Origin of the sequence: Candidatus Acidulodesulfobacterium sp. H_13 (assembly GCF_048541835.1) — a bacterium.
In the GTDB taxonomy this organism is placed as follows: domain Bacteria; phylum SZUA-79; class SZUA-79; order Acidulodesulfobacterales; family Acidulodesulfobacteraceae; genus QIJE01.
Genome location: NZ_JBLEOY010000001.1, coordinates 581,344 through 601,720 on the forward strand (window position 1 = coordinate 581,344; position 20,377 = coordinate 601,720).

The 20,377-nt window shown below is 37.0% G+C and carries 21 protein-coding genes and 4 tRNA genes; 4 read left to right on the forward strand and 21 right to left on the reverse strand.

Features of this window, described 5'->3' with window-relative positions:
• Nucleotides 1–57 precede the first annotated feature (57 nt).
• Entirely contained in the window at nucleotides 58–1,131 is a 1,074-nt protein-coding gene (gene pstS / locus ACMCNP_RS02860; RefSeq protein WP_419313567.1) for a phosphate ABC transporter substrate-binding protein PstS, read from the reverse strand.
• 309 nt (nucleotides 1,132–1,440) lie between these two features.
• On the opposite strand from pstS, the gene ACMCNP_RS02865 reads away from it, so the two are divergent.
• Nucleotides 1,441–2,595 (forward strand): iron-containing alcohol dehydrogenase, encoded by a 1,155-nt coding sequence (locus tag ACMCNP_RS02865; protein WP_419313570.1) that lies wholly within the window; start codon nucleotides 1,441–1,443, stop codon nucleotides 2,593–2,595.
• A gap of 29 nt (nucleotides 2,596–2,624) precedes the next feature.
• Here the strand turns inward: ACMCNP_RS02865 and ACMCNP_RS02870 are convergent.
• A tRNA-Arg gene (locus tag ACMCNP_RS02870) sits at nucleotides 2,625–2,701 on the reverse strand.
• A 157-nt stretch (nucleotides 2,702–2,858) separates the two neighbouring features.
• Between ACMCNP_RS02870 and ACMCNP_RS02875 the strand changes: the two genes are divergently transcribed.
• Nucleotides 2,859–2,935, forward strand: a tRNA-Arg gene (locus ACMCNP_RS02875).
• A gap of 76 nt (nucleotides 2,936–3,011) precedes the next feature.
• On the opposite strand, the gene ACMCNP_RS02880 is transcribed toward ACMCNP_RS02875, so the two are convergent.
• The 8 genes from ACMCNP_RS02880 to ACMCNP_RS02915 form a co-directional block, all read right to left on the reverse strand.
• Nucleotides 3,012–3,134 (reverse strand): hypothetical protein, encoded by a 123-nt coding sequence (locus tag ACMCNP_RS02880; protein WP_419313573.1) that lies wholly within the window; start codon nucleotides 3,132–3,134, stop codon nucleotides 3,012–3,014.
• Nucleotides 3,127–3,789, reverse strand: coding sequence for a nitroreductase (locus tag ACMCNP_RS02885; protein WP_419313575.1), 663 nt, complete (start codon nucleotides 3,787–3,789; stop codon nucleotides 3,127–3,129). The genes ACMCNP_RS02880 and ACMCNP_RS02885 overlap by 8 nt, the downstream gene beginning before the upstream one ends.
• A gap of 58 nt (nucleotides 3,790–3,847) precedes the next feature.
• Entirely contained in the window at nucleotides 3,848–4,645 is a 798-nt protein-coding gene (gene panB / locus ACMCNP_RS02890; RefSeq protein WP_419313578.1) for a 3-methyl-2-oxobutanoate hydroxymethyltransferase, read from the reverse strand.
• A gap of 26 nt (nucleotides 4,646–4,671) precedes the next feature.
• On the reverse strand, nucleotides 4,672–5,628 hold the full coding sequence (locus tag ACMCNP_RS02895; RefSeq protein WP_419313581.1) for a bifunctional enoyl-CoA hydratase/phosphate acetyltransferase: 957 nt from the start codon (nucleotides 5,626–5,628) through the stop codon (nucleotides 4,672–4,674).
• Between the two features lie 16 nt (nucleotides 5,629–5,644).
• Nucleotides 5,645–5,947, reverse strand: coding sequence for a hypothetical protein (locus ACMCNP_RS02900; protein WP_419313584.1), 303 nt, complete (start codon nucleotides 5,945–5,947; stop codon nucleotides 5,645–5,647).
• 135 nt (nucleotides 5,948–6,082) lie between these two features.
• On the reverse strand, nucleotides 6,083–8,059 hold the full coding sequence (locus ACMCNP_RS02905) for a DUF3857 domain-containing protein (RefSeq protein WP_419313587.1): 1,977 nt from the start codon (nucleotides 8,057–8,059) through the stop codon (nucleotides 6,083–6,085).
• 38 nt (nucleotides 8,060–8,097) lie between these two features.
• Nucleotides 8,098–9,192, reverse strand: coding sequence for a TIGR02757 family protein (locus ACMCNP_RS02910; RefSeq protein ID WP_419313590.1), 1,095 nt, complete (start codon nucleotides 9,190–9,192; stop codon nucleotides 8,098–8,100).
• Nucleotides 9,193–9,228: 36 nt separating this feature from the next.
• A complete protein-coding gene (locus tag ACMCNP_RS02915) occupies nucleotides 9,229–10,449 on the reverse strand; it encodes an FprA family A-type flavoprotein (protein ID WP_419313593.1) in 1,221 nt (406 codons plus the stop codon).
• 141 nt (nucleotides 10,450–10,590) lie between these two features.
• On the opposite strand from ACMCNP_RS02915, the gene hemW reads away from it, so the two are divergent.
• Together hemW and ACMCNP_RS02925 are read left to right on the forward strand one after the other, a co-directional pair.
• Nucleotides 10,591–11,757 (forward strand): radical SAM family heme chaperone HemW, encoded by a 1,167-nt coding sequence (gene hemW / locus ACMCNP_RS02920; RefSeq protein ID WP_419313595.1) that lies wholly within the window; start codon nucleotides 10,591–10,593, stop codon nucleotides 11,755–11,757.
• A 61-nt stretch (nucleotides 11,758–11,818) separates the two neighbouring features.
• Nucleotides 11,819–11,905: transfer RNA gene (locus ACMCNP_RS02925), tRNA-Ser, on the forward strand.
• Nucleotides 11,906–12,019: 114 nt separating this feature from the next.
• On the opposite strand, the gene ACMCNP_RS02930 is transcribed toward ACMCNP_RS02925, so the two are convergent.
• The 11 genes from ACMCNP_RS02930 to spoVG form a co-directional block, all read right to left on the reverse strand.
• Nucleotides 12,020–12,394, reverse strand: a complete 375-nt coding sequence (locus ACMCNP_RS02930) for a SpoIIAA family protein (protein ID WP_419313598.1) — start codon at nucleotides 12,392–12,394, stop codon at nucleotides 12,020–12,022.
• 374 nt (nucleotides 12,395–12,768) lie between these two features.
• Complete coding sequence (locus tag ACMCNP_RS02935) at nucleotides 12,769–13,659, reverse strand: ABC transporter permease subunit (protein WP_419313601.1); 891 nt, start codon at nucleotides 13,657–13,659, stop codon at nucleotides 12,769–12,771.
• A gap of 43 nt (nucleotides 13,660–13,702) precedes the next feature.
• On the reverse strand, nucleotides 13,703–14,503 hold the full coding sequence (locus ACMCNP_RS02940) for an ABC transporter ATP-binding protein (protein ID WP_419313604.1): 801 nt from the start codon (nucleotides 14,501–14,503) through the stop codon (nucleotides 13,703–13,705).
• A complete protein-coding gene (locus ACMCNP_RS02945) occupies nucleotides 14,500–15,210 on the reverse strand; it encodes a tetratricopeptide repeat protein (protein WP_419313606.1) in 711 nt (236 codons plus the stop codon). The genes ACMCNP_RS02940 and ACMCNP_RS02945 overlap by 4 nt, the downstream gene beginning before the upstream one ends.
• 75 nt (nucleotides 15,211–15,285) lie before the next feature.
• A complete protein-coding gene (locus ACMCNP_RS02950) occupies nucleotides 15,286–16,431 on the reverse strand; it encodes a glycosyltransferase family 4 protein (RefSeq protein WP_419313608.1) in 1,146 nt (381 codons plus the stop codon).
• A gap of 28 nt (nucleotides 16,432–16,459) precedes the next feature.
• Nucleotides 16,460–17,560, reverse strand: a complete 1,101-nt coding sequence (gene ychF, locus ACMCNP_RS02955) for a redox-regulated ATPase YchF (RefSeq protein WP_419313611.1) — start codon at nucleotides 17,558–17,560, stop codon at nucleotides 16,460–16,462.
• 47 nt (nucleotides 17,561–17,607) lie between these two features.
• A complete protein-coding gene (gene pth / locus ACMCNP_RS02960) occupies nucleotides 17,608–18,210 on the reverse strand; it encodes an aminoacyl-tRNA hydrolase (protein ID WP_419313614.1) in 603 nt (200 codons plus the stop codon).
• Nucleotides 18,211–18,307: 97 nt separating this feature from the next.
• Nucleotides 18,308–18,925: a 50S ribosomal protein L25 gene (locus ACMCNP_RS02965; RefSeq protein ID WP_419313617.1), complete on the reverse strand. Its 618-nt coding sequence runs from the start codon at nucleotides 18,923–18,925 to the stop codon at nucleotides 18,308–18,310.
• A gap of 42 nt (nucleotides 18,926–18,967) precedes the next feature.
• Complete coding sequence (locus tag ACMCNP_RS02970; RefSeq protein WP_419313620.1) at nucleotides 18,968–19,915, reverse strand: ribose-phosphate diphosphokinase; 948 nt, start codon at nucleotides 19,913–19,915, stop codon at nucleotides 18,968–18,970.
• A gap of 79 nt (nucleotides 19,916–19,994) precedes the next feature.
• Nucleotides 19,995–20,069, reverse strand: a tRNA-Gln gene (locus tag ACMCNP_RS02975).
• Nucleotides 20,070–20,097: 28 nt separating this feature from the next.
• The gene (gene spoVG, locus ACMCNP_RS02980) at nucleotides 20,098–20,361 is read right to left on the reverse strand and encodes a septation regulator SpoVG (RefSeq protein ID WP_419313623.1); all 264 of its coding nucleotides are present in this window, start codon (nucleotides 20,359–20,361) and stop codon (nucleotides 20,098–20,100) included.
• Nucleotides 20,362–20,377 lie beyond the last annotated feature (16 nt).

Sequence of the window (20,377 nt, forward strand, 5' to 3'; positions counted from 1 at the left end):
CCTCGGTTTCCTTTGCTCATTTTTTCAACAACAAGGGGCTAATAGGTTAGTCTGTAATTATTTCACACGATTTAAAAGTTTTCTGACATTCGGCATGACCGCTTTAGGTAGTGCGGCGAAACCTGTAGGTACGGTGTATTTCGACGATTGTCCCGGACCAAGCACCCAATTTGTCAATTTTTTGATAGATTTTACGGTAGCAGCGTTAGGCTGTTTTTTTCTTAACATCCAAAATTCGAAATTGGAATCCGGATACGAGTCCTTTCCCGGAATGTTCCATACTATAGACTTATCAAAATCCGCCGGAAAATCTCCCAAACTTAAAGCTGCATTTCCTGCGGCGGCAATGGTCTTGACCGAACCGACCACGTAATAACCTGCTTTGTTAAGCAGTGCAGCATTAGGAACATGATACTCCAAAATCCATCCGAAACCTGCATAACCAATAGATCCCGGAATTTTTTTAACGGCTGCGACTACGGCATCATTGCCTAAATAACCGCTCCCTACCGGCCAATCCGGCATTAAGCTTATACCGATGTTGTCTGCCCATGCTTTAGATGTATCCGTTAAAAGACTTGTAAAATCGAAGGTCGTTCCGCTTGCATCTGCCCTGTGAATTACAAATATAGGCATATTGGGAAATGTATACCCCGGATTTAATTTCTTAAATATCGGGTTATTCCAATTTTTTATCTTTCCCATATAAATATCGGCAACCAATTTTGGCGTCATCTTAAGATGAACGCTATCCGGTATTCCGGGAAGATTGTAGATAACTTCGGCATCGTCAAGGGCGACGGGGATGTTGATCAAATTGGGATATCTTTTTTTAAATGCTTTCGTAAGATAAGCATCTGATGCTCCAATCGTGATATTGCCGTTCGCTGCATTCGAAATTCCGAAACCGGAACCCGTAGACGCAACCGAAACGGTAACATTAGGATGAGTCTTTTCATAATGAACTGCCCATACGCTGTTTAACGGATAAAGCATAGATGAACCGGAAACTGTAATCGTTCCGGCAACCGCAACCTTTGAGTTCAGAGCGGCAACTAAGGATAAAGCTAAAATAGCCAATGCGACCGTTAATCCGGTAAGCATCTTTTTAATACCGCTTTTTTTCTTCATAAATCTCCTCCATAAATTAAAATTAGATTAAAATTCCGACCAATGTTAAACGGTCGGCTCAACGAATCCGAGAACCATCATTGATATTTACTTTTTTCTACTTATGCTTATATGTTAGCAAATTAATGTTACAATTTTATTACAATTATGTTAAATTTTTGTTACAATTTTTTGGAAATTTTATAATAGTTAGATGCCCGCTTGACAAATGCTGCATAACGGTATTAATGTATTAGTAATAATGCCGTATATAAATGATGCACGGTAATTTAATAACATAAATTCAAAATATTATACCCGGAGGCGCAAATGGATATACTTAACATTTATAACCCCATCAAGATGCATTTTGGCAGAGGCGTAATTAACGAAGCCGGCAATGTCGCAAAAAAATATGCGAACTCGGTTTTAATAGTTACCGGCAAATCGTCTATGCAAAAATCAGGTACACTCGATAAACTCCTAAATATTTTAAAGAATGCAGGGATCGATTCGACGGTATTTGACAAAATTACCCCCAACCCGACCATAGACGATATTGACGCAGGCGCCGATATTGCAAGAGAAAAAGGAATTGGTTTGATTATCGGATTAGGCGGGGGCAGCCCTTTGGATTCGGCAAAAGCAATTGCGGTTGCTGCCAAAGGAAATATTCCGGTATGGAACTACCTTAAGACTACGGCAACCGAAGCCCTGCCGGTTATAACGATAGTTTCGACGTCCGGCACGGGAAGCGAGGTGAATAAATATTCGGTAATGACTAACCCGAAAACTGGTGAAAAACCGGGGTTTGGCTATGAGTGCATGTATCCGAAAGAAGCGATAATAGATCCTGAAATTATGGTATCCATGCCGCCTCACGTTACCGCTGCTACCGGCTTCGACATATTCGTACATACATTGGAAGCATTTACAGGTAAGATGAAAAATATTTTTTCTTCGGCTTATTGCATGCAGGCCTTTTGCTTATTAGAAGATAATTTCGTCAGGGCATACAGGGAACCTCAAGATTTAGACGCAAGGAGCAACATGGCTTTAGCTTCGGCTCTTGCAGGACTTGCAATAGATATGTCCGGCGTCGGCATAATGCATGCACTAGAGCATCCCATGTCCGGAAATTATCCAAATATAGCCCACGGCGCAGGACTTGCAGGACTTGCTATAGAATCCATGAAATACAACCTTAAGGCATGCAGAAGAGATTTTATGCTTATAGCTCATCATTCAGGCATTAAGAGGATGAAGAGGTCGGAAGATGAATATGCCTATTCCCTGATAGAGAAAACGGAAGAGATGTTGTCGTTGGTAAATTTAAATATTAGACTAAAGGACCTCGGAGTCGAAAAAGACAAGTTGCCTAAAATCGCAAAAGAAGCATTTACCACTATGGGTTTTGCCGTTCAAAACAATCCCGTAACCGTTAGCGAGCAAAATGCTCTTGCGTTGTTAGAGGCAAGCTATTAAGATTCATTACCCCAAGCAGTATGTTAAAATGGTGCCTCCGACCGGAATCGAACCGATGACCAAAGGTTTAGGAAACCTCTGCTCTATCCTTCTGAGCTACGGAGGCTAATAGGCAGCATGCTTATTGAACATTTAATTTGCGTTTAGACGAGTTATTATATATAATTAGTAAAATAAAATCAATTATTAAACTCAAAATTGTCGATAAAATAATATTTGGAAAATCATTTTTCGGCATAAGAATATACCGTTTCTATAAATAAGCGCCCATAGCTCAGCTGGATAGAGCGTCAGACTACGAATCTGCAGGCCGGGGGTTCGAATCCCTCTGGGCGCACCACTCAAAGCTATATTATTCAAAATACATTAAGACGTAAAAGAAAGGATGGCAAACCCTACTACCCTTTGCCTTGATTTCATGATTTTAATAATATCTGAAATTTATTTAGATTCATGCCCAATTCATACAAGCCTCCGCAATAACCTTTCTTTGCATACGGCTCCATATATCGTTCGGCAGCATATTTCGCTTTACTCATAATACTTCAATATATCATCTACCTTCATCTTCGCTGTCTTTATGTTATTTACCGGGCTTTCCTTTTTAACGTAACCTATCGATATACCGAGAAGGAATTTTTTACTGTTATCAAGGTTAAATGCTTCCCTTAAAACATCCGGATACCTAACCAAATATGCCTGAGGGCATGCTCCCAAACCCATATCGTGCGCGACTAAGAGTATGTTTTGAATAAATATTCCGCAATCTAAAACCGACCAGTGCCCTAATGTTTCATCTATATATACAAATAGTGCCGTTTGAGAGCCGAAAAATAGATAATTGCTAAGCATAATCTCCCTTCTCTTTTCTTCGTTACTCCGCAAAATACCGATTGACTCATATCTGTTTTTGCCTGTTTCAAAAATATTGTCAGACTGCTCCTTCGGCCAGGATTCCGGAAAAGGGAAATCAGGGGTTCCCATATTGCCGTCACAAGCCATCTTGTATATATTTTCTTTAATAAATTCAGATGTTTTTCCGGTTGCGGCCGCGACTTTCCATGGCTGTGAGTTGGCCCATGACGGTGCATGAGAAGAAATTTCAATTAATTTAAATATTAAATCCTTGGGTACGGGGATATTTTTGAAATCTCTCTTAGAAGAACGGGTTGAAATACATTCCGCTAAATTCATCTTTTATCTCCTTTTTAAAATTATCCTTTATTGCTCTATATATCCATTATAGGTATTATTATTTATAAATATTTTCTTTTGAAGGAAATATTCCGCTTTTTACCTCATCTCTGTATATCTTTAACGCATTAATCAACAATGAACGGGAATCGGCAAATTTTTTAACAAATTTAGGCGGCTTTTGACTCAGCATTCCTACCGCATCATAAAATACTAAAACTTGTCCGTCGGTATATCTCCCTGCACCTATACCGATAGTCGGAATATTTATATTGCTGCAAACATTTAGTGTGGCTTCTTCAGGCATGGCTTCCAAAACTATCATAAATGCACCGGCATCTTCTAATGCTACAGCATCGTTCACAAGTTTTTTTACCTGAGATTCTATTTTCCCTTGAACCTTATAGCTGCCCAGTACGTTAATAAATTGCGGCATTAATCCCGTATGCCCCATAACCGGAATTCCACTTTCGACAAGCCTTTTAACGGTACCCGCCAATGCCTCTCCACCTTCTATTTTAACGGCATTTACGCCGCTTTCTTTAAGAATTTTGCCCGCATTGGTCAGCGCCTGTTCCGTACTCACCTGATACGACATAAAAGGCATATCGCATGCTACAAATGTATCTTTTAACGCACTCTTAACTATTTTGGCATGATAAATCATTTCGTCTAACGTTACGCCTATAGTATTGTCCCGTCCCTGAACGGTAGTGGCAAGAGAATCCCCTATAAGTACTATATCCGCGCCCGCTTCTCCGGCTATACCCGCCTGAACATAATCGTAAGCCGTAATCATTACGATTTTTTCTTTGGCTAATTTCATTTTAATAAAGTCTTCCATTCCTTTCGGCATGACCATCCCGCTTTATGCGCCTAAAATCATATCCACGCTTTATATTCCAGAAACTTATCGTAATTTTCAGAAACGATAGACGCCAGAGCCGTCGAGTATAATCTCGCCTCTATATTATCGGACCGGGAAGTAAGAACGACGGGAACGGCGAGTCCCATTACTATACCGGCAACCTTTGCCCCCGCCAGGTATTCCAAATCCTTAAACAATATATTACCGGATTCGATATTGGGCACTACTATGATATCCGCATCACCGGCAACTTTGCTTTTAATCCCTTTTTCAACGGCAGCCTGTTTAGATATAACGTTATCGAATGCGAGCGGCCCGTCGACTATCCCCCCGACTATCTGTCCTCTCTCCGCCATTTTAGAAATTATAGCGGCATCCAAAGTAGAACTTATTTTTGGATTTATGGTCTCTACGGCAGACAGCATTGCGGCTTTTGGACGCTTGATACCTAACATTACAGCAAGGTCTATCGCATTCTGAAGTATTTGCGCCTTTTCGGATATATCAGGATTAATATTTACGGCGGCATCGGTTATCAATATTAACTTTTTATAAGTCTTTATTTCCATTACAAATATGTGAGATATATACCTGTTTGTCCTCAAGCCGTTTTCCTTCAGGATAAGCTGGTGCATAAAAACATCGGTATGAATGTGTCCCTTTATTATGATATCTATCTTTTTTTCTACTGCTAACTTAACAGCAATATAGGCGGCATCGGCATCGTTTTTGGCATTCAATATCTCTATATCATTGTTTTTATTATTAAATAATTTTTTATAGAAAGGTTTTGCCGCAAGAAAGGATAATATTTTACTTTTATTACCTATTAACTGAGGAATTATTAAACGATTTTCGTAAGCCCTAAAAACACCGTCTATAACAAGATCGTCCTCAGAAACGACAATCGCCGCCCTCTTTTGAGACAAGATCTCCGCCTTTTTTACTATATCACTTAAGTTTTTTAACATCTGTGGAATGGATAAATCAGACTATCTTACTTAAAATATTGCCGATTTGATTAGTGCCGATAGTAAGCCTACCGCTGTCGTTATACTGCGAACCGGCATTTCCATTATCCTGCTTTCGATCAAGATTTGCAACCGATAAATTTAAAGCATTGATTAAACCCTTGCTTATTGTCTTAGCCGTGTTTAAGACTAATGATGCGGTTTTATCGACAACATCGTTAGGGCCTGAAATACTTTGATACCGACCGCTTCCTGCATCAGCCCGATTATTTTGAAAAACTTGTGAAACCGCAGAATTACTATTTAAGCCCTGAATCATAATAAACAATCACCCCTTAAAATCTTAACTAACAATAAACGTACTGTTTGTATAGTATCATAAAAATACATATTGTCAAATTTTAAAACCTCGCAGACTAACTCATCGGCGTTCTCGGAATATTTTTTGCTTAAATCAATAAAAATATACGCTGGATACTGCAATAAAATAATTTTTTAAATATTCAAGGTAGGTTACTATCGTTTTTCTATATTTTTTATAATCCCTTGCCGATATAGTCGGGTTTTTAGACTCAAATTTATAAAAACAGTGCAAGATTTTTTTACCCTTCAAATTTGAATAAGAACAGGAGGAATAAGCTTCCGCAACATTATTGTCAAGCTTTAAAGGCGCCGGCAGATAATAAATATTCGCTTTTTTCGGGAGTTTAAGATCTATTTTAAAAATATGTTCAAAGGAATATCCCATAACTAAGGGGTAAATCCTGTTAGTTTTTAAAACAGCGTCGATAAGACTCGTATCTATCGGCAATATTTGATGGAATATCAATTTATCGCCGTTTAATTCTCCATAATCCTTATCGGAAAATCTTATTGCCAGCTTTATGCGTCCGCCGATGTTCTTAAGATTTTTATAATCGAAACTTTTAATATTTGCACCCGGAATAAAATCATATAAAAAATTAACGGCCCTAATCTTTTTATGATATCCGTCTAAGTTTTTCAATGAAGACCTTTCAAGATTTGCGTAAACCCCTTTATATATTACCGATATATTGCCCTTTAGGTCTCCCTTTTTATTCAATTTTCCTTTAAATAAGAATATCTTTTCGTTCTGCTTAGGCTTTTCCGAGGGTAACTTGATAAATTTAAAAGTATTATTAAGTAATAGTACACCCTTTCTCCCCGATAGGTTAAACGGGAGCTTAAACGCCTTATATGAAGAAGAATCGGGGTACAAATAGTATCTACCCTTGCCGTTATTGCCTCTTTCTTTTAAGGTAACCCCTACGATAACAGAATCGAACTGATTCGGCGAAATACTCTTTGTATTCAGATCCGGGGCATTCAATGACGAAACGAGAACGGGGTAAGCGTTAATTCCTTCAGTCTCTAACATCGATATTAAAAGCGAAGCCATAGATTTTGAGTCGCCGTAGCCGTTTACGAACGTCGTCTTTGCGGATTCCGGCTTATACCCGTTTATACCGTAACCTATTCCGGCATACCTGAACGATTTTACGAAAGCATCGTAAATAGAAATTATCTTTTGTTTTTGGCTCTTGTTTTTCCTGTTTTTAATGGCAGACTTAACGAAATTTTTAATCTTTTCCGACGATTTTTCGGACTTCACAAACATCTTACTTATATTTTTAAGCAATTTATTCCATGAAGTATAAGTGGAAACGGAAATATATTTTCTATAATTTTCCAAGGGAGGCATATATGATTCTTTTTTTATTGCAGAAATATCCTTAAGGGATATTTTGAGTTTTATGTATTTTTGTTTTCCGACATGAATAACACCCATATAAACTACGGATTTATCTATCCTGTGTAAATATAAATTAATATGTAATCCGGCGGGATACAGCAGTGTAAAGTTTATTTTCTTTACCGGAATCGTATAGGAAAAATAATTTGTATAAAAAACACCGTCCTTAATCAAGGGTTTAAAATTATTAATTTCGTAAGAGAAATTTATTACCGAACCATCCTCCACCGCAGGCATTGAAACCGTCAAATATTTTACATTGGAATAAGCCGGATAATTAACGGCAAAGCCCGGAGAGACAATATTCACGGCATGCTTACCGACCGGAATCTTAAACATTCCCCTGAGCAAAGTATATGCATATAATAATTTAACTTTCTGATATTTTGTCGAAAACGGCACCATCACTTCGGAATATCTGTTTATCCCTCGTTGCGACAATATTCTTACAGACTCGGTTATATATGTTTTAAGCTTGTAATCTCTATCTAATTTTAACAGTACGTCCTTTTTGATTATATACGCCCCATGATCTTTGGCGCTATTATCGCCAATCTTAGCGGCATAAGAATTATCCTGATTTATAAAACTTAGCATTGCCAAAGCGGCAAAAAAAATAAATAATAAAGTTAAGGATGATGAAAGTAATTTTTTCATTAATAAAACCTTTTTTGCGTTTAATGTTAAAATTTTATTCAGCCGTTCAAATTGCAAATATCGTAAATAGCACACTTCCCGCAATTCTCAATATTCTTGCTTTTTTTACATAAATCTAATATTCCCAATCTCGTAATAGCAAAATCATACTTCACCGGATCGAAACAGTCAAGTTTTTTAAGGTTTTCGGTTATCTCCTCCGCCATTTTAAAAGAAGGATTCCCATATTTTGTTAAACCGATGTAGCGGCTGATTCTGGCCATGTGGGTATCGACGGGGATTATTAACTGATACGGCTGAATTCCTCCGCTCCATATACCAAAATCAAGATTATCGGAATTTCTTACCATCCATCTCAAGTATAAATTTATTCTTTTGCATGGACTGCCGTCGGCGGGAGACGTAAAAAAGAAATGCACCATAGAATCCTTGGGTAAAACGGCACTGCCGTAAACAGGTGCAAAGTCCACAAGCCCCATTGCCCTTTTAGAAAAGCTTATTATGGCATTTTTTAAGTTTATATCTGCCGGATTATAGCCTTCAAGAAAAAAACTTTCTATAGAATTGTATTTTTTAAGTATTTCACTTAAAATTAAAAAAAGGGCAACAATATCCTTTTCCTTAATGAATCTATAATAAAAACCTTTAAACACTTTAAAACCGTCGGCTGCGTTAAAATTAAGCGCAAATTCATAAAACTTATGACCGACAATCTTGTCTATCTTATCAAGGATTTTAAGAATTTGAGGTACACCGCCAAATGCAAATCCTGCCGCTATAAACCCTGCAACCTCAATATCCTTAATATCATCAAATTTACGGACAAAACCAAGCGGATCGGAGTATAAATAAGATTCTTCAAACTTCTCATATATACCCTCGAGGCACTCTTTTAGTCTCTTTTCTTCGTCTAACGGCTTAACGTGTTCTAATACTCCATTTTTATAGGCAAATGTCTTGCCGTTAGGTAGCGACCAGCAATCGCCCTCTTCTAACGGATAGGGCACTTCCTTTCCGCGCCCTATGAAAACCTCTTTCCCGTCTATCAGAGTAAAGAAATTAAAATCGTTATCTTCCCAAACCACGGATTTACCGGCGTTTTTCACGTTTGAACCGTTATCGCTTAAATGCAAGTCTATCCCCGTTTTATATTCTAAAGACCATTACGGCTAATCCTGCGTTATTTTATCGGCAAAATCTCTTCCGAATTCCTCGCATTTTAGCAAATCCTCTTCAAAAGGCGTTATCTGTATCTTTAAACCCTCTTGGACTATAACGAACTTCAGGCTTTTAAAAATATCCTGTACCATCTTAACCGCTTCTCCGCTCCAACCGTAACAACCGAAAACAGCGGCTTTTTTGTTTTTGACATTCAGCATAACCATGGACGATATCATATCCAATATGGGTTTAGGCGGTTTTGCGTTAAAGGTCGGCGAACCTATAATGACGGCATCGGACCTTTCTATCGTATCAATAACGCTTGCGGCATCGGCATTAACTAAATTCACCATTTCTATCTCTGTTGAACCCTTGATGTCGGCACCCTTTGCAATGTGTTTAGCCATCTTTTCGGTATTACCGTAAGCCGATGCGTAAATAACGGCTATTTTTTTTACTGCCCCATTTGATTCGACGGTTTTGCTCGCTTCGGTATACCAATCGATATATTTTTTTAAGTCTTTTCTTAAAATCGGACCGTGCGACGGTGCGATCATATTTATATCGTAATCTTTAAGTTTTTCCAATGCGCTCATGGAATAATTTTTAAACGGTCTCATTATGCAAGCAAAATAAAACTTAAAGGCTTCAAATGCCGCATCCTTGTCTTCAATCAGATCATTAAAAACATTTACGTCGCAATAATGAGTTCCAAAAAAATCACACGAAAAAAGTATTTTATCCTCTTTAAGGTACGTAAACATAGTGTCCGGCCAGTGCAAAAACGGAGCACCGACGAACTGCAGCGTTTTACCGCCCAAATCGATCGAATCGCCGTCACCGACTATAATATTATTATAATCTCCTTTGACAATATGTTTAACAAAGTGATGAGCGTTTTTTGAATAAACTAATGTTGCGTTTTTTGCTATTTCTCTTATTACATTAAGTGATCCGGAATGGTCCGGTTCCGTATGATTAATTATTATATAATCAATTTTAGATATGTCGGTTAATCCGTTTAGTTTATCTATCAATTGGTCCTTCATGCCTATTTTTACCGTGTCTATAAGCGCGGATTTATGACTTCCCTGAATAAAATAAGAATTGTATGTGGTTCCATTTTTCGTAGGAACTATTATATCAAATGCTTTTAAATCCGGATCCAACGCCCCGACATAGGATACGCCGTCCTTCATCGGCAAGGCTTTTTTAATATCGCCATCCATACATAAACCTCCTTAAACCTAAAAATTTATAAAATCAAATCTTTAATGTTATAATTTGATTAATTAAATTGTACCTCTTATTATTATATCATATACGATAATTTATTATAAGCGTAAAACACGGACATAAAATTGAAATAAATGAATATTTATATACACATTCCCTTTTGCAAAAGTAAATGTAACTACTGCAGTTTTTATTCCATACCCATATCGAGATCTGAACATAATCCTGCATATTTTAAATATTACTTCAACCTGCTGATAAAAGAGATGAAAAACATGTCTCAAAAGTTCTCTCTCCGCGACTCCCCTGTTAACGGCATATATTTTGGCGGCGGTACTCCGTCTATTATGCCCGCAGATTTTTTTAGCGGTTTTTTAAGACACATAGAAAACAATTTTAAGATTATGGACGATGCCGAAATAACGGTAGAGATAAACCCCGAAAGCGGAGACTTTGAAAAGTTATCGGCTCTAAAATCATTCGGTGTAAACCGTTTATCTATAGGGGCACAAAGTTTTAACCCGGACGTACTGAGAACGGCAGGCAGGATTCATAATAAAGAAGATATTTACGATACAGTGAGCAATGCGAAAAAAGCCGGCTTTAAGAACATATCGCTTGATTTGATAATAGGGCTTCCAATGCAAATCGAAAATGTCTTTCATAACGATATAGGGCAAATACTAAACATGGAACCGGAACATATCTCCGCCTACATGCTCAGCGTAGAAAATAATACTGAATTTTATAAAATATACAATAAAAATAACGGGATAACATTCGCGTCGGAAGAACGCATAGCCGGATATTATGAAATATTATGTGAATTTTTGGACAAAGCGGATTATATTCACTATGAAATATCCAACTTTTCAAAACCCGGATATGAGAGCAGACACAATATGAATTACTGGAAAAGGGGGGAATATTTAGGCTTAGGACCTTCGGCTTCGTCTTTTTTTAAAACAGGAGACAGGGAAGAAATCAGAAAAACCAATGTGTCCGATTTAAGTATATACACCCTTAATATTTTAGATAAATCTAAAAATGGGACCGGAACTGATTTTACTGAAGTACTGACCGAAAAAGATAAGATTAATGAAGAAATATTTTTATCGTTAAGAACAAATTGCGGAATAAGCTCAAAAAGACTGATAGAATTTGTTAAACCTGATATTATCAACGACTTCATAAATGCGGGACTTATGCAAATTAAGAAATGCCGGCTAAACGATTATATCGTTTTAACCGTAGAAGGAATGCTTTTATCATCAGAAATATTTGCCAGAATTATGGTTTGACACTTTTTATATTGAAATATAATCAATTGATATTTATAATGATATGAGGCCTCATGTTTACGGAGAGATGGCCGAGCGGTTTAAGGCGACGGTCTTGAAAACCGTTGATGAAAATCATCCGGGGGTTCGAATCCCTCTCTCTCCGCCATTCAAAAATAAAACGGTTACTTTGGGATGTCGACAACGATAGTAAGAAGGGGGTTCGAATCCCTCTCTCCTATGCGAGCAATCATTTTATTAAAAAATTTCTCTTTCTATTGCATCATTCATTAATCCAATGAAATGCCTGTTCGCGCTCGTTTGAATGGAAATTTTTTATCTCACCGCCGATTATCGATGCAGCTATTTTTAACCCCCATTCAAACCATTTCGGGGCGCCGATTACGCCCATTTTTTCAAAATCGTTTCTGTGTGTGAACCCAAAACGGGCGTCATCCCACAACGCTTCGGCTTCCCAGCCATGAAATTTGTCACCCATATCCAATAAGAGCCGCGCCTTGCCGTATTCACGGATAATAGATTCCAAGCGCGGGATAAATACGTTCTTATAATCCTCATCCGTTAACTTGCCCACGGCGCTAAGTATGAGAATATTAGCCTTGCTTTCCGGCAACACTTTAATGTTAATTTGACTCATCTTAACACTCCCCTCTTTAATTATAGTTGACTATCCGACCGATAGAGATGATCGATTTTCTCGTTTAATTTTGACAGCTCCTGTCATATTTCCGTTGTTTTTTAGATAACATTCTTTTTAGGCCCAAGTGTTCTTAAATAAGTTATATTTGTGTTTTTGTAGGGCATATACGATATTTATATTTAACACCTTGGCTCCTTATTAATTATTTTTTTATATAATTATGTCATATTTATATAAAAAATCAAGAGATTATGGGGAAAAACAAGCGAAAATCATATGGTTATCAAGCCGCCAACGGGACAAAGCATAATCTAAAAGCACATTTGATATTAGCATGGAAATATAGAAAAAAGTTACTTGCGAATAAGAAGTTAACTTATATCTCTTCTTGCAAATAATAGCGACGATATGACGAACAGTAAAATAATATAGCTTAAACCGTAGATGATTCCGTAAAGTATAGCGTCGGACGAAATAGATATTTTATATGAGACTTCAGAGCTTATATTGAATATCGAAAAGTTTGGTAAAACGGAGTAAATAAGATGAACGGCTGCCACCAACACGTAATTAACCCGATGGACGATTATCTCTTTTCCGTTTATAATCTTTTTTGCAGGCATTACAAGGGCGTTCATTCTGCTTGAAATATTACCTATAAAAAAAACTAATATGGTAAATATCGAGGCTAACGCCTTGGACGTTATTAAGGAAAAAAACAATGCCACTACCGCGATAAACACCGATTCTATTATGATAAACAATGCCTGAATCAATAAAGACTGCGGAAGCAGATAAAGTGTAAGATAAGTCTTTATATGCAACGGGGCTTGTCCGCCTAATTTGCCGACGGAACGTATCGGAAGCGGTATAACATATTTATGCATAATCAAAAGAACAAGATAAAAAATAAACATCATTATAATCGTAGATAATATTATGGCAGCCGTCAACCCCAGAAATCTGCCTGTCAAGTATTCCGTTCTCTTTACGGGTCTTGTTATACTCAAAAAAATGCTTTTCTTTTCTATGTCGTCGTATACCATAGAGGAGCCTATAAAAATACCGATAAAAATATTAAATATCGTTATGGCGAAAATGGAAAAATCTACCATAATCCTTCCCTGGCTTATAAAACTTGTCTGCGATACGAAATAACTTCCGAAAATAAGTACAAGCGCAAAAACCAAAAAGGAATAAAAAATCTTGGAATTTTTTATCTCATTAAAAGAATAAATCGCAGTATATAAAATATTTTTCATCGAGATACCCGTTGACTCCCTTATAGCCTCAATTTATTTAATTTCAATTCCTTTTATTTTTAAGCATGAGATCGTAAAGATAAACCTCTAACGGAGTGTTATAATCGGACATTTCCGCTCCGTCTTCGGCAACGTCTGTATTATTCGTCTTTGTTTGTAAATAATTATAGGCATCTTCTTCCAAAACAGAGATACTTTCGTCTTTAATAAGTCTGCCGCCTACTAAAACGGCTATTTTATCGCACAGCTCCTTACTGTCTGCCAATACATGTGAAGAAAAAAATATAGTTTTTTTCTTTTCCTTCAATTTGAAGATTATATCTTTGAATTCTTTTCTTCCTATCGGGTCAAGCCCCGACAAGGGTTCGTCGAAAATTAAAATCTCCGGATCCCCCAGAATAGAGACGGCAAGAGCTAATCTCTGAGTCATTCCCTTTGAGTATTTATGTGCGTGAATATCCTTTGCGTAAAAAATACCGGCTAATTTCAGCGCTTCATTTATGGAGTTTTTATCTATTCTCTTGTTTAATAACCTGGAATAATACTTAACAATATCTATCCCCTTAATACCCCGCGGAAAACTCGGATTTTCTGGTAAATAGCCAAGATTGAGACGTGCCCTGTAATCTTGAGAATCATAACCGTTTATCTCGACACTGCCGCTTGAGGGATGAACCAACCCCACTATCATTTTGATCGTAGTGGATTTTCCGGCACCGTTTGGACCGAAAAACCCCGTAATTTTGCCTTTATTGATATTTAGGGAAAGATTTTTTACTGCATCTTTTTTAATGCCAAAAAACCCCACTCGGAAATATTTTGTAACGTTTTTTAATGTAATCACGGTTTCCTGTTATTTCTCGGTAAAAAAAGTTTTAATGTATAAGGTACTTTATAATTTTTATGTTCTTTTTTAAAGAGTATCTCGTTTTTAACCGCATTTATGCGATATTTTATTATATGTCTCACATAAGGATTTTTATTGTTTCTATACATATCGCTAAGAAAAACAAGCGCCTTTTTAAGGCTCCCCGATTTATTAAGAATCTTCATATATAAAAATTCCAGATACTTCGGACTGCCCTTCATGTCCATTGCATATTTGAGATAATAAGCGGCTTTTTTAAAGTTACCGAGGCTGTAAAAATAGTTAAATGCTATTAAAAACGGTATGTTCCAATTTCCATCAAGATGATTCATCCCCATTTTTAATAATTTAATAGCCTTTTTGGGCTTGCCGGACAAACCTATAAGCGTTCCTCCGGCTTGATACATATAATTAAAATTAGGATTAAGCGAAACGGTGATGATCGATATCTTATACATATACGGATAGTGCATTTTTGCAAGCCTAAGGGACGAAGATTCCTGAATAAAGAGTATCCAGAAATAATCCGAAAAAAGCGTATTGAAGTTAAAATCTATAAATTTTATAAATTCCGGCTTTATGGAAGAATATCTTAAAAACGACGTAAGCTCTAATTTGACGTTATGCCTTGAGGCGTCTGCCGCGCGAAAGGAAAAAAATATGATATAGACCAGAAAAATCATAAATATAAATACAACTAAACCCTTAATATACCTGCGGTATCTATGAACAAAAGTACCCATATAGGCATCTACTTATTAATTAGTTAATAAATTTAAATAAACCGAAGCAGTTCTTGACGCAATTTCTTTAGCATCAAACTTTAAGATAACCTCGTTATGACAGTTTAAACCTATCCTTTTAATTAATTCCCGTTTATCTATGCAGAAAATAATTTTGTTTGCAAGCTCGTTACAATTTCCCGCCTCAAATAAAAAGCCGGTCTCATTGTTTTTTATTACCTCGGGAATTCCGCCGACATTAGAGGCTACAACCGCCTTCTTCAGTGCGCATGCCTCTACGATAATGCTCCCCATTCCTTCGATACTGGACGGAACGATTATTAAATCGCTTGCGAAAATATACCGTTTTATATCTTTTTTAAATCCAACTATGATGAAATAATCTCTAAGCCCCTTTATATCTATCGAATCTGCTATAAGACTATGCAGTTCGCCCTCTCCTATAATAACAAATTTTAGATCTTTTCGCGTTTTTATTATTAATTCTGCCGCTTTTATAAAAACCTCGTGCCCTTTTTCCTTCGATAATCTGCCGATAAGCGAGATAATTTTTTCATCCGGTTTAATTCCAAGCTCGTGCCTAACGCTTTCGGTTTCGGATTTATAAAATAGCATATCTCTTTCCAATTCATCCGCATCATAAACCCTCGGACTGTAAATCGTTTCTATTTTTTCAGGATCTATCTTTAAATCAGATATTAAGCCGTTTTTAATAAAATCCGAAATGGCAATAAAATTATCGGTCAGATAGCGATATATTAAAGCCCCTTTAAAAAAATTTACTTTATATGCCACATGTCTTGTTAAAATTTTGACGATCTTCTTTTTGTAAACCAGAATAGATGCAATACCACCAAGGAATTGGTCTCTTGAGGAATGAAAATTTATTAAATCAATATCATACTTTTTTAGAAAGTTCCTTATCTTTAATACGGCCTTGATATCGAGAAAATTTTTCATTTCAATCGATAAGCTATAAATGCCTAAACCGTCTAATTCATTCCGCAACTTTTTATTGCCGTTATGTATCACGTAAATGTTAAACTTTTCGCCATAAAACAACTTCATAAATTTAAGCAACATGACGATATCGCTTTGCGCCCCGCCAAATTCCCTAAAACTATCAATATGAAGTATGTTAAATTTACCTCTTTTATCCATAATAAATACGATTGGGGCATTGAAAAGGCTAAACGTTGAACCTGAAATGCATTATATCGCCGTCCTTAACGACGTAATCCTTACCCTCAAGCCTTAATAGTCCCATTTTTGCGGCATTAGATTCCGAGCCGACTTTAATAAAATCATCGTAAGATATAACTTCCGCCCTTATAAAACCCTTTTCAAAATCGGTATGAATAGTACCGGCGGCTTGGGGCGCCTTCCATCCGTTTTTTATTTCCCATGCCCTTACCTCCTGTTTCCCAGCGGTAAAAAAGGAAATCAAACCTAAAAGCCCGAAACTGACAGATGCGACGGCATCTAAAGCAGAGGATTCAATACCGTAATCTTTTAAAAAAACATCTCTATCGTCAACATTTAAAACGGACAACTCCGCTTCCAATTTTGCACACAACTTTATCACCGGTATATTTTTAGATTCGGCAATATTATATATATTGCGTATCTCGCTATCGGAAATATCTCCGGACAACATACCTTCATCAACATTAAGGATATATATAACAGGTTTCACCGATATAATACCTAAGGATTTCAAAAGATTTCTCTCGCTTTCGCTAAATTCTTTATTTAAAATATTCCCGTCTTTGGATAATTGCTCGTTAATGTTTTTTAAAAAATCAAGGTTAATTACGGCGGTTTTATCCCCGCCTTTAGCTATTTTTTCAAGTTTCTGCATATGTCTGGAGAGAATTTCTATATCACTCAGGGCAAGCTCCATGCTAATTATATCAATATCCCTCATAGGATCAATATCACCCTCGACATGCACGACCGAACTCTCTTCGAAAACCCTTATTACCTGTATAATTAAATCCACGTTCCTAATATGCGATAGAAATTTATTTCCCAATCCTTCGCCGGATGAGGCGCCCTTTACGAGCCCGGCAATATCTACAAATTCGACATAAGCCGGCGTAACCTTTTCGGGAGCAACCATCTCTTTAAGCCTGTCGATTCTTTTATCGTTGATGGGCTTTATGCCGATATTAGGGTCAATCGTACAAAAGGGATAATTGCTTGCTTCTACCCCTCCAGAGGTAATAGCGTTAAATATAGTAGATTTTCCGACGTTGGGAAGGCCTACTATGCCGCATTTAAGTCCCATATTTGATTATCCTCCGTAAGATACAAATACCTTTGGCATTTGTAATTTTATTTGCGGTTAAAATTATTCATAGCCTTCATAATACCCTCTTCTATGAAGACCAATAGGATTTCATTTATTGTATTTAATATATCAGGCATCTTTCTAATTTCATCTTTTGAAAAATTAGACAAGACATAGTCTGCTCCGACGCTAAATTCGGCCCTCTCGGAAGAATTAATACCCAATTTTATGCGTATAAAATTTTTACTCCGAAGCGAAGTTATTACGGAATTTACGCCATTATGAGAACCGCCGCTACCGCCGAATTTAATCTTATACGTCTCAAAATTAAGGTCAAGGTCGTCATGTATTAAGATAAGGTTTGAGTTGTCGGCGTTATAATCGGATATATTAAAAATACCTGCTCCGTTTATTACCCCCTTAACGGCTTTTCCGCTTAAATTCATAAAGGTAAGCGGCTTTACCAAGTAAACATTCTTATCTGATATTGCCTTATTTGAAACTAAATAATTCTTTTTACGAATAAATTTCGGAAAATTATTTTTTTTAAAAAAGGCATCGATGGTCATAAAGCCAAAATTATGCCTAGAAAAACAATACTCCCGCCCGGGATTTCCAAGACCGACGATAAATATATCCGCAGACATTTTATATGATGAAGGTTATATATAATTCCTAATAAAGAATGAAATCCGATAATGCCACATAAAGCCAAAGATTATCCGTAATCAAGATAGCTAATTACTACGATTGAGTCGGAGCGTTATTTTCGCCTTCTACCTTAGCATCTTCGGAAACAGCATCTTCTAAGGCAGGCTCGATCACTGTAACGATAGGCGCATCTCCTTCCACCGTTATCTCTATATCGTCGCCTAAGTTTAAATCCTTGACATGCATAATTCCCCCTATTTTTAAGAATGATACGTCTATTTCAATAGTATCATTTATATCCTTAGGATAACCCTTAATAGGTAAATGCCTCATTAAAGGACTTAAGACACCGCCGAGTTTTACGCCTTCCGCCTTACCTGTAAAGTGGATAGCCGCTTCTATCTCTATCTTTTCATCCATAGATATTTCATAAAAATCAATATGAATAACTTTATCGGTAACCGGGTCCTTTTGAATCTCTTTAATTAAGACGGTCTTGCCGTTAATGCCCTCTTCCTTGCTAACGATATTAACAAACGACGAGACGGAATGCTTAGTAAAAATCTTCATGAATTCCTTGCGGCTTAATAAAATAAGAATGGAATCCGCTTGCTTTCCGTATAACACTGCCGGTATAAGACCTTGGTTTCTCAAGGATTTAACATTATCCTCTTTTTTCCTCGTCTCTATGTTTAAATTAACTACTTCCAATGAAAATCTCCTTTTTTCTAATGTTTTTATATGTGAATAAATTCAAATAAATAACGAGCTAACCGAATCCTCGTCCGATATCCTTTTTACCGCTTCCCCTAAAAGGTTAGCAACGCTTAATATCTTTATTTTTTTAGACAATTCCGGTCTATTCTTCTGATCTATGGTATCGGTAATTATTAGTTCTTTTATGGGAGAATTGTCTATTCTTTTCATCGCTTCTCCCGATAAGACCCCATGCGTCACCATTGCTATTACATCTTTTGCTCCGTTGTTTAAAAGCGCCTCCGCCCCTTGAGCAATAGTGCCTGCAGTATCTATCATATCGTCTAACAGTATAGCTGTCTTATCCCTGACGTCTCCGATAACATTCATAACTTCCGCAACATTAGCTTTAATTCTCCTTTTATCAATAATAGCAAGATTAGCGCCTAAATGCCTTGCAAAAGCCCTTGCTCTCTCAACGGCCCCAGTGTCAGGAGAAACCACGACGATGTCCGAAGAATTATAACCCTTTTCTTTTATATGTTCAACTAGAACCGGTGCCGCATACAGATGATCAACCGGGATATTAAAAAAACCCTGAATTTGCCCGGCATGTAAATCCATAGATAAAACCCTGTTTGCACCGGCAGTAGTAATAATATCCGCGACCAATTTTGCGGTAATAGGCACCCTCGAAGCGGTTTTTCTATCCTGTCTGGCATATCCGTAATAGGGTATAACCGCAGTTATTCTTTTTGCTGATGCTCTTTTCATAGCATCTATCATTATTAATAACTCTATAAGATTTTTATCGACCGGATTCGACGTTGATTGCACAAGAAAGATATCGGAACCCCTTACGTTTTCATTTATATTTATAAAGGTTTCTCCGTCACTAAAGCTATAAACCTCTGCATTTCCTAAAGGTATGCAGAGATAATCCGCCATTTTTTCTGCCAGTTCCTTATTGGAATTTCCTGTAAACAATTTTAGCCTGTCAAGCATATGTCCCTCTTTTTGGATTATATATACTTAGCCTCCCTGCCTTATGGAAGAGAGGGGTTTGATATCCCAAGTTAAATTTTGGCTGGGGCGGGAGGATTCGAACCTCCGAATGCAGGAATCAAAATCCTGTGACTTGCCACTTGTCTACGCCCCAATTAATACTCGTTTTTCCCTTAAAACGACTATTCCTGACTACTTAAAGCAGCTTCATAAGCAGCAAGAACAGCAGATTCTATCATATCTCTAGTTTCATTATTCAAGGGATGTGCCGTATCTTTAAATGTTCCGTCTTTCCTCTTTTTGCTAGGCATCGCGACAAATAAACCGTCTTTTCCGTTTATTATTTTAAGATCTCTAACGACAAAACAGTTATCAAACGTGATGGTAACATAGGCTTTCAATTTTTCTTCATCAACCGGAAACACATTAACTTCTGTAACTTGCATGACAAAATCCCTCCAA